Annotated in this window: 8 protein-coding genes; 3 read left to right on the top strand and 5 right to left on the bottom strand. The window is 64.9% G+C overall.

Features of this window, described 5'->3' with window-relative positions:
- The 5 genes from NKH49_RS08075 to NKH49_RS08055 form a co-directional block, all read right to left on the bottom strand.
- Positions 1–386, bottom strand: a 386-nt coding sequence (locus NKH49_RS08075; RefSeq protein WP_352925863.1) for a transposase, incomplete at its 3' end; no start/stop codon positions are given.
- Positions 387–474: 88 nt separating this feature from the next.
- Positions 475–1,569 (bottom strand): tetratricopeptide repeat protein, encoded by a 1,095-nt coding sequence (locus NKH49_RS08070; RefSeq protein ID WP_352925861.1) that lies wholly within the window; start codon positions 1,567–1,569, stop codon positions 475–477.
- Complete coding sequence (ku, locus tag NKH49_RS08065) at positions 1,566–2,480, bottom strand: non-homologous end joining protein Ku (protein ID WP_352773121.1); 915 nt, start codon at positions 2,478–2,480, stop codon at positions 1,566–1,568. Before ku ends, NKH49_RS08070 begins: the two co-directional genes overlap by 4 nt.
- 218 nt (positions 2,481–2,698) lie before the next feature.
- Positions 2,699–5,197: a DNA ligase D gene (gene ligD / locus NKH49_RS08060; protein ID WP_352501210.1), complete on the bottom strand. Its 2,499-nt coding sequence runs from the start codon at positions 5,195–5,197 to the stop codon at positions 2,699–2,701.
- A gap of 87 nt (positions 5,198–5,284) precedes the next feature.
- Positions 5,285–5,509 (bottom strand): hypothetical protein, encoded by a 225-nt coding sequence (locus NKH49_RS08055; RefSeq protein WP_352472112.1) that lies wholly within the window; start codon positions 5,507–5,509, stop codon positions 5,285–5,287.
- 317 nt (positions 5,510–5,826) lie between these two features.
- On the opposite strand from NKH49_RS08055, the gene NKH49_RS08050 reads away from it, so the two are divergent.
- The 3 genes from NKH49_RS08050 (at position 5,827) to NKH49_RS08040 (ending at position 9,580) form a co-directional block, all read left to right on the top strand.
- Complete coding sequence (locus tag NKH49_RS08050) at positions 5,827–6,777, top strand: substrate-binding domain-containing protein (protein ID WP_352925879.1); 951 nt, start codon at positions 5,827–5,829, stop codon at positions 6,775–6,777.
- Positions 6,778–6,998: 221 nt separating this feature from the next.
- Positions 6,999–8,567: a sugar ABC transporter ATP-binding protein gene (locus NKH49_RS08045; protein WP_502907850.1), complete on the top strand. Its 1,569-nt coding sequence runs from the start codon at positions 6,999–7,001 to the stop codon at positions 8,565–8,567.
- A complete protein-coding gene (locus NKH49_RS08040; RefSeq protein WP_352816977.1) occupies positions 8,564–9,580 on the top strand; it encodes an ABC transporter permease in 1,017 nt (338 codons plus the stop codon). The genes NKH49_RS08045 and NKH49_RS08040 overlap by 4 nt, the downstream gene beginning before the upstream one ends.
- Positions 9,581–9,812 lie beyond the last annotated feature (232 nt).

Raw genomic sequence — 9,812 nt, 5'->3', positions numbered from 1 at the left:
TTCGTCTCCAGCTGCCGGTTGATCTCCTCAAACACCTTGTCGATCAGCCGCTCACGCGTCAGCTCGTCGCGAAAGCGCCATAGGGTCGAATGATCGGGCGTACGGTCCGAGAGGCTGAAGCCAACGAAGCGGCGAAACGACAGCCGGTCACGGATCTGCGCCTCAAGCGCTGGATCGCTCAGCCCATGCCACACACCCAGCAGAAGGCAGCGCACCAGCAACATTGCCGGGTAGCTGGCGCTACCCGGGCCGCTGCTGCTGCGCGGGCCAAGCAGCTTGCTGATCGGCTCCCAGTCCAGCTCTTTCGCAATCAGGTCGAAGATCGTCTCATCCGACACCGCAAGACCGTCCGCCAGACTCAACTGACCCAGAACACGATCCATCATCGCGAATCTCCCTGCTCCAACCTCACAACAGAATCACTGATCGGCTTCTGTGCAAAGATCTCACAAGGGGAGAAGGAGGCGCTACCACCTATCCCGCCGACATCCGCGCCAGCTGCAAATCCACGAACTGTATCCCCTTGCCCGCCGTGCGCGCCCATTCGGAATTGGCGTCGAGCTCGAGGTAGCGCACCCAGCGACGCCGCGCCTCGGCGAGATTGCCGGCGTCGAACTCCAGCCTGGCAAGGTTGAACACCGAGTCGGCATAATTGGGATCGAGTGCGATCGCCTTCAGCAAATGGCGGCGCGCCGAGGCTACCCGCCCCTCTTCGCTCATCAGCCCGGCGAGATTGAACCAGGCCTCGACGAAGCCGGGATCGAGCTTTATGGCGCGGGCATAGTCGTGCGCCGCCTCGGCCGCGTGGCCGGCGGCGCGCAGGCAGTTGGCGCGGTTGAAGGCGGCGATGGCATCGCTTGGGTCGATGGCCAGGCAGCGCTGGTAGAGCGCCGCCGCCTGCTCGTGGTCTTCAGCCCCTTCCGCCGCCTCGGCATCGGCGAACAGCTCTTCCAGCGTGTCGTCATCCTGCGTTCCCAGATCGAACAGCAGCTGGCCGTCGAGTTCGCTCTGGCCTCCCTCGAGATAGATCGCGTCGGCCCGCCCGTGCTGCGAGCCGACGGCGAGCGACTTGGCGGTGAGCGAGGCGACCGGGCCCGAGCGGTGCACCGAGCGCGCAATCGCCCCCCACGAGGCGCCGCCGGCAACCAGCCCGGCATATTTGCGGGCGAGGATCAGGTCGCGAAAGGAATACGGTTCGCAATCATGCTCGAAGGCATCGAACAGCGACAAAAGGTCGAGATCCTCGCCGGTCAGCCGCGACTGGTCGATCAGCGACTGCCGCGACAGCGCCGAAGCCTCCGGCGCTTTCATCAGGCCGAGCAGGCGCAGGAAGCCGTTCTCGCTGACCAGCTTGCGCCCGGCCGCGCGCTCCGCAGCAGCGCGACGCTCGATCTCGCCATCGCCGGCTTTGGCGAGCAACTTGCGGCCCAACACGACATGTGTGGTGCGCCGAGTGACGCCGCGCCGCAACTGGCCGTACTGGCGCTCGACCTCGCGCGCCGCCAGCCTGAGCGGAAAGGCCGCCAGCGCGCCGACGATGCCGAAGACCGTGCCGGCGAGAGCCGTCACGCCTTGCTCTTGCCGACGGCTTTGAGAAGGTTCGCCTTGAGCGGGTTTTCCTTGACCGCGGCGGCGCTGGCCTTGGCGGATTTCGCCGCGGGCTTGGCCGTTTCATCGGCCTTGCTCTTCGACTTGGCCGGCGGCTTGGCCGATTGCGACAGGCTCGCCTTCAGCGCATCCATGAGATTGATGACATTGCCGCGCTCGGGGGCCGCCGCGATGATCGGCTTATGGCCCTTCAGCTTCTCGCGGATCATCGCCATCAGCGCGATCTCGTAGCGGTCCTCGTAATTCTTCGGATCGAAGGTGGTTTCCTTTTGCTTGATCAGCGCCTCGGCCAATTGCAGCATTTCGGGATCGGGGTTTCCGGCCGGGATATTGCCGAAATACTCAGCCGTGCCACGCACTTCGTTCGGATTCCTCAAGGTGCAGACGAACATGCCGTTCTCGCGCGCGCCGATCGTCACCACGCGCTCGCGGCTGGACAGCACCAGGCGGGCGATCGCCAGCTTGCCGGATTTGCGCATCGCTTCGCGCAACACGGCAAAGGTCTCCTCGGCCATTGCGCCGTCCGGCGCCAGGTAATAGGGCGCGTCCTGATAGATGACGTCGACCGAATGCTCGTCGACAAAAGCCTCGATGTTCATCGTATGGTTGGATTCGATGCGCACCGCATCGAGATCGGAGTCCTCGATGATGATGTACTGCTTGTCCTCGTATTCGTAGCCCTTGACCAGGTCCGAACGCTCGACCAGCCCGAGCTCGGGGTCGACCGGCTTCATGTTGATGCGGTTGTGCGTCTTCTTGTGCAGCTGGTTGAAGCTGATGCGCTCGCTGGCGCTCGTCGCCGGATAGAGCCGGACCGGACAGCTGACCAGACTGAGCTTGAGGTAACCTTTCCAACTTGCCCTGGGCGCCATGAAATACTCCTACGCGGCCTTGTGCTGTCGAACTGTTCGCAGCGTTCATTCGTCCGGAGGACGAATGCGGCTGCCGAAATCCTACATTGCCCTTACAATACCGGCAAATCCCTAGCGAAATCTTCCTCCGCCGGAGCCCCTGCAGGTAAGAGGTCCGTGGCGAAGAATAATTCAAATTTTCCGGAGCGTCGATGGAGTCTGGGGCCGCGCCCGCGGGACTATCTCGCAGTGCCCATCACCGGCAAATCCCGGGCGAAATCTTCCATGTCGGCCCAAGGGTCGCCTGACGTCGCCAGCAGGCCCGGCAGTGACGAATAATTCAGATCCTGCGGGGCATCGATGGTCGCCAGGTCGCTCCAGCTCACCGGTGTCGAGGCCGGCAAATTGGTGCGGGCGCGCAGCGAATAGGGAGCCGCCGAGGTGTGGCCGCGCGCATTGCGGTGATAATCGATGAAGATGCGCCGCTTGCGGTTATCCTTGCCCATGGTGGTGGTGAAAGTGTCGGGCGCGGTGGCGGCAAGATGCGTCGAGATGGCGCTGGTCGCCTGGTGCAATTTCTTCCAGTTCTGCTTTTGCGTCACCGGTACTGATATGTGGATGCCGTGGCCGCCGGACGTCTTGGCGAACGGCACCAGCCCTAGCGCTTCCAGCTCGCCCTTAATGTGCACCGCCGCCTCAACCACCTCGCGCCAGGCGATCCCCTCGCCCGGGTCGAGGTCGAAAACGACCAGGTCCGGCTTGTCGAGCCGCGTGCGATGGGTGCCCCAGGTGTGGAACTCGACGACACCGAACTGCGCCAGGGCCAGATAGCCCTTGGCGTCTTCCACCGAGAGATAGGATTTGGTCTCGCCCTCCGAATTGGTCGCTTCGAAAGTCGCCACGGATGACGGCATGCCGGTGAAGGCGTGGCGCTGGAAGAAACAGTCCTGCGGCCTGCCGGTCGGGCAGCGCACCAGCGACACCGGCCGGCCGAGAATGTGCGGCAGCATGAAATCGCCGACCAGCGCATAATAGACGGCAATGTCGAGCTTGGTCGGGCCGGTCTTGCCGAACAGCCGCCGCGTCGGGTTGGTCACCCAGATGGTGGCGAGGTCGGCCTCGGCGATCAGCCGCTTGCGCTTGGCCGAAACCGGCGTCGACAGGCCGACGTCGCGCAGGCCGCGGAACACGGCATGGCGCAGCGCATTGTCGGTGGTCCGGTTGGCGTAGTGGATATGCGCCGAAAGCAGCGGCCGCACCCATTTCATCTCGCGCATGATTTCGCGCGGAACGCCTTCTGGCGCGGATGCACCCGCCCTTAGCGGCTCCAGCCTGGCCAGCAATTCGCCGGCGGTTCCCGCATCGAAGCCGGTGCCGACCTTGCCGCGATAGTGCAGCTCGCCGTCCTCGAATTCGCCGAGGCCGAGTGCGGCCAGCCCCTCGGCCGCATCGGAGACTGTGTAGCCGGCGATGACGAAGTCGCCGGTCTGAAGCGCCTTGGTCTTGGTCCAGGTCTTGGTACGGCCGCTCTGGTAGATTGCCGTGGCGCGCTTGGAGACGACACCCTCGAGCCCCATCTCGGACGCCTGGTCATAAAGTGCCTGGCCGTCTCCTTCGACATGATCGCTGAGCTGGATGGCCGAATTGGCGCCGAGACCGGACAGCAATTGAGAAAGCAGCGCCTTGCGCCGGCGGAGCGGCGCTTGTCTCAGGTCCCAGCCGTCGAGATACAGAAGATCGAAGGCGTAGAAGTGGAGTTTGTTGCCGGCGCCTTCGGCCAGCGCATTCTGCAAAAGGGCAAAGCGGCTGATGCCCTTGGCGTCGAGCGCGACGACCTCGCCGTCGATGATCGCCTCGCGGCACGGCAGCCTGGCGAAGGCAAGCGGCAGGTCGCCATAGCGCTTCGTCCAGTCGAGGCCGGCGCGGGTGATCAGCCTGACTGCGCCGTTAGCGAGATGCGCCATGGTGCGGTAGCCATCGAATTTGATCTCGTGCAGCCAGACTTCGCCCGTTCGGGCCGCTGGGTCATCGCCGCCCGGCGGTTTCGAAACCTGCGTCGCCAGTTGCGGCTCGATGCGGGTGGGCAGCGGCGCCTTGACGGCGCCCGGCAAAGCACCTGGCTTCAGCACCACCGGCCTGGCAGGCTTGGCGGCCGGCTTCGGCGTTGCCGCCAGTTCCTCGATGCGGCGTCCGGATTTGACGCTTTCCGGCCGGGCTTCCAGTATGTCGAGCTTGGCGTCGGCGGCGAGATCGCGCTCCTTGAACAGCAGCCAGTTCTTCTTGCCCGCATCCTCGCCGGGCTTTGGTTTCAGCCGCGTCAGCATCCAGCCGCCATTCAGCTTTTCGCCCGCGAGGCGGAACTTGAAGGAACCGGTGCGCAGGCTCTTCTCGACATCGTCCATCGGCGCCCAGACGCCGGTGTCCCAGACGATCATCGGCCCGCCGCCATATTCGCCTTCGGGAATGACACCTTCGAAGTCGATATACTCGAGCGGATGGTCCTCGGTCTCGACCGCCAGCCGTTTGTCGGCGGGGTTGAGCGACGGGCCGCGCGGCACCGCCCAGCTCTTCAGCACGTCGCCGACCTGCAGGCGAAGGTCGTAGTGGTCGGCGGTGGCGTGGTGCTTGTGAACGACGAAGCGGTTACCTTCCCCGGCAACCAGCCCGCCGGCGGGTTCCGGCGTCCTCGTGAACTCGCGCTTGGCGCGATAGGCCTTGAGCTTTGGCGGGGCGGTCACGGCCACATGCTCTTGCGCAAAAACAACGGCTTGATGCGCATGTCTTGAATCATTTTGTCAGCATGCGGCAGGTCGGCGTCATGCCGCTCAATCGTCGGTGGCCGGCGTCAATTCGAGCTCGGCCGGCGACAGGCCCTGCTGCAGCTGGCTGAGCCGGAATTCGTCGACCCAATAGGCCTCGCCGTTGACCAGCACCCGCGCGCTGTAGCTGCCGGCCGAAAAACGCTGCGCGGTGATGTACACCTTGTGGCGGTCGAGCGCGTTCCGCACCGCGGCGCGCTTGGATTTCTGACTGGCGACGGAACTGGCCATGCTGGTTACTCACGCACAAGCCGCAAGGCGGCGTGCCTTAAGGATGGCCGAGAGCGTGTCGGCTGTCAATTTGGCGGTCGCTGCGAGCCGCGCGCGGTAGCGCGTTCTTGCGCAAAGCTCCGGCCTTGGCTAGCATCCGCCGGCAGGCACCGAGCGGAGGAGAACGTCGCGGTGGACCGGCTGGAGCGCCGTTGCGTCCCTTCAAACACGAGTTGGGCGCTCGAAGGACACTCCATTTTTGAATCGACGCAAGGAACCTTCCGGAAAACCCATTCCGGTTTCGGGGTCGTGCGCTCATCTGGGAGGAGACTAAATTGATCAACAGACGTGAATTCCTGCTGTCGACCGCGGCGATGGGCGCTTTGGCGCTGGCCGCTCCGCAACTGGCTTTTGCCCAGGACAAGCTGACCATCCTGGGTTCGGTGCCGAGCCTCGGCTTTCCGTTCTTCGTGCACATGCTGAACCAGATCAAGGCGGAAGCCCAGGCGCAGGGCGTCAACCTGGTCGAAAGCGACGGCCAGAATTCGGCGCCCAAGCAGACCGCCGATATCGAAGCGGCGCTCGTGCAGAAGGTCAACGCCATCGTCATCTCGCCGCTCGACGTCAATGCGCTGGCCCCAGCCATCGAGGAAGCGGTCAAGGCCGGCGTTCCCGTCGTCACCATCGACCGCCGTGTCGAAGGCGTCGAGGGCATCCTTGCCCATGTCGGCGCCGACAACGTCAAGGGCGGCGAGGCCGAAGCGAAGGCCATGGTGGCGGCATTCCCGAACGGCGCCAAGATCTTCCATCTGCAGGGCCAGCCCGGTGCCGGCCCGGCGATCGACCGCAACAAGGGTGTGCACAACGTCCTCGATCCGATGAAGGACAAGTACCAGATCATCTTCGAGCAGACCGCCAACTTCGCCCGCGCCGAGGCGCTGTCCGTCACCGAGGCCGGCCTTGCCGCCAACGGCAAGCCCGACGCGATCATCTGCGCCAATGACGACATGGCGCTTGGCGCGGTTGAAGCCTGCGCGGCGCGCAACTTCATCGACGTCAAGATCTACGGCTTCGACGCGCTTCCCGAAGCGCTGGTCGCCGTGCGCGACGGCAAGCTGGCCGGAACGGTCGAGCAATTCCCCGGCGAACAATCGCGCACTGCGGTGCAGATCGCGGTCGCTTACGCCAGGGACAAGACCGAGCCGAAGGAAAAGCTGGTGCTTTTGACGCCGATCGTCATCGGCAAGGACAATCTCGACAAGGCGGAGAGGCTGGGCGAGACGAAGTAGGCGAAGCCGACGGGACAGCACCCCCTCTGGCCTGCCGGCCATCTCCCCCTCAAGGGGGGAGATTGGATGTCACGTCGGCTTTCGCTAGTTTTCGATCTTGCAGAAGAGGCGAAGCCAATGAAGCTGCAATCTCCCCACTTGAGGGGGAGATGGCCGGCAGGCCAGAGGGGGGCGCTGCCCCGCCAGCCTTGCGTGACAACCGAATGATCCAGGAGCAAACTTTGCCCAAGGCAGCCGCCATCGCGCCCTCTCCCGCCCTGCTCACCGTCGAGGGCGTGACCAAGCGCTTTGCCGGCGTCACCGCGCTGAACGACGTATCGCTTGAAGTCCGCCCCGGCGAGATCCTCGGCCTGCTCGGCGAGAACGGCGCCGGCAAATCGACACTGCTCAAGATACTCTCCGGCGTGATGCCGCCGTCCAGCGGCCGCATCGTCTTCGACGGCGTCGAATTCAGCCCGCACAATCCGCAGGATGCCAAGCGCCACGGCATCGTAACAATCTACCAGGAACTGAGCCTGATCCCGACGCTGACGGTAGCGGAGAACATCTTCATCGGTCGCGCGCCGCTCGGCCGGTTCGGGCTGGTCAGCTGGCGAAAGATGGTGGAAGACTCACGCGCGATCATCGCTCGCGTCGGCCTCGACCTCGACCCGGCGACGCCGGTGTCGGCGCTGTCGGTGGCCGAGCAGCAGCTGGTCGAGATCGCCCGCGCGCTGTCGCTGAAGAGCCGCTTGATTATCATGGACGAGCCGACCTCGGCGCTGACCGAAACCGAAGTGCACAGGCTGATGTCGATCATGGACCGGCTGCGCAAGGATGGCGTCGCCATCATGTTCGTCACCCACCGGCTGGAGGAGGCCTCGGCGATCTGCGATCGCATGACGGTGCTGCGCGACGGCAGGCTGGCCGGCCATCTCGACCGCGAAGGCGGGCCGATCAAACTGCCGAAGATCATCGAGAAGATGGTCGGCCGCGCCGCTTCCGAGCTCTATGCCAGGCCGACGCAGCGCGACGTCGCCGGCGACGTCCGGCTCTCGGTGCGCGGCCTGCGCACGGTGCGCGATCCGCAGGCGCCGCACGCCATCGTGCTCGAAGGCGTCGATCTCGACCTCAAGGCGGGCGAAATCCTCGGCGTCGCCGGCCTCGTCGGCTCCGGCCGCACCGAGCTCGCCCGCGCCATCTTCGGCGCCGACCGCATTGCAGCCGGCACCATCAGGCTCGACGGCAAGCCGATCGCGCCCGCCTCACCCGCCGACGCCATCGAACTCGGCATCGGGCTGGTTCCGGAAGACCGCAAGCACCAGGCAATCTTCGCAGCACTCGCCATCCTCACCAATTTCTCGATCGCCGCGCTCGACCGCTACTCCAGTGTCGGCTTCATGGCCGAGCGGCGCGAACGCGAGGCGCTGGCGAACTACAGGAAGATGCTGTCGATCCGCATGGCTTCGCCCGAGCAGGCGATCGAGGGCCTGTCCGGCGGCAACCAGCAGAAGGTGATCCTCGCCCGCTGGCTGGCGCGCGATCCCAAGGTGCTGATCGTCGATGAACCGACGCGCGGCGTCGATGTCGGCGCCAAGGCGGAAGTGCACCAGATCCTGGTGGAGCTCGCCGCGCGCGGCATCGCCATCATGATGATCTCGTCCGAGCTGCCCGAAGTGCTTGCGGTGTCGGACAGGATCGTCACCATGCGGCGCGGGCGCATTACCGGCGAGATGGCCGGCGTCGAGGCGACCGAGGAGAAACTGATGGAACTGATGGCGCTCGACCAGAAGCAGGAAGCAACGCAATGACCAGCACGACCGAACGGAGCCAGCGCGGCGGCGTCAATATTGCGCGCCTGCTGATGAGCTTCGGCCCGCTGATGTTCCTGGGGTTGCTGATCGTCGTCTTCACCGTGCTGAAGCCGAGCTTCATCGACCCGATCAACCTGTTCAACATCATGCGCCAGATCTCGATCACCGGCCTGATCGCGCTCGGCATGACCTTCGTCATCCTCACCGCCGGCATCGACCTGTCGGTCGGCTCGCTGCTCGCCTTCTGCGGCATGGTCGCGGCGGTGGTGGCCAAGGGCGGCACCGCCAACACGCTGTCGCTGTCGACAACGGGCACGCAGGGCTATGGCTGGTTCGCCGCCCTTCTCGCGGCCGTCGTCGTCGGTGCCGTGGCCGGCGGCGTCCAGGGCTTTGCCATCACCAGGCTGAAAGTGCCGCCCTTCGTCGTCACGCTTGGCGGCCTCACCGTGTTTCGCGGCCTGACCTTGACGATTTCCAATGGCGGCCCGATCTCCGGCTTCGACGCCTCGATGCGCTGGTTCGGTACCGGCCTGATCGGCCCGGTTCCGGTGCCGGCGATCATCTTCGCGATTGCCGCGATCCTTTGCCATATCGTGCTGCGCTACACACGTTACGGCCGCGCGGTCTATGCCGTCGGCGGCAATGCCGAGGCGGCACGACTCTCCGGCCTGCGTGTCGACCGCATCCTGATCTCGGTCTACATCATCGTCGGCTTCTTCGCCGGCCTTGCCGCCTTCGTTTTGTCGGCGCGGCTCAACTCCTCCGAAGCCGTCGCCGGCATCGGCTACGAGCTGACAGTGATCTCGGCTGTCGTCATCGGCGGCACCTCGCTGTTCGGCGGCATCGGCAGCGTCGGCGGCACGGTGGTCGGTGCAGGGCTGATCGGCGTGCTGCAGAACGGGCTGCAGTTCAACAATGTCTCGTCCTACACGCAAAGCATTGTCATCGGCCTGATCCTCATCCTCGCCGTGGCCTTCGACCGCTGGCTGAAATCGCGGGTAAGGCGGTGATACAGGTGCCATGCCTATCCAGGTCGGCGGGCCAGCACCCCCCTCTGTCCTGCCGGACATCTCCCCCTCAAGGGGGGAGATTGGACGTCGCTCCAGCTTTCGCCAATCTCTAAAGAAGGGAGAATTTTCGGCGAAGCTGCCAATCTCCCCCCTTGAGGGGGAGATGTCCGGCAGGACAGAGGGGGGTGTTCAAGCGCAGCATAGAGAAGATGGGCAAGGTTCGCGCTGAGGA

It is taken from the genome of Mesorhizobium sp. M1088 (assembly GCF_040318575.1).
Taxonomy (GTDB): Bacteria; Pseudomonadota; Alphaproteobacteria; order Rhizobiales; family Rhizobiaceae; genus Mesorhizobium.
The sequence above is the reverse complement of the archived record's forward strand: the minus strand, read 5'-3'. Positions and strand labels throughout refer to the sequence as shown.

Bases quoted from the DNA above. Each gene is read 5' to 3' on its own strand.
- NKH49_RS08040 (WP_352816977.1), top strand. From the start codon at position 8,564: ATGACCAGCACGACCGAACGGAGCCAGCGCGGCGGCGTCAATATTGCG.
- ku (WP_352773121.1), bottom strand. From the start codon at position 2,480: ATGGCGCCCAGGGCAAGTTGGAAAGGTTACCTCAAGCTCAGTCTGGTC.
- NKH49_RS08055 (WP_352472112.1), bottom strand. From the start codon at position 5,509: ATGGCCAGTTCCGTCGCCAGTCAGAAATCCAAGCGCGCCGCGGTGCGG.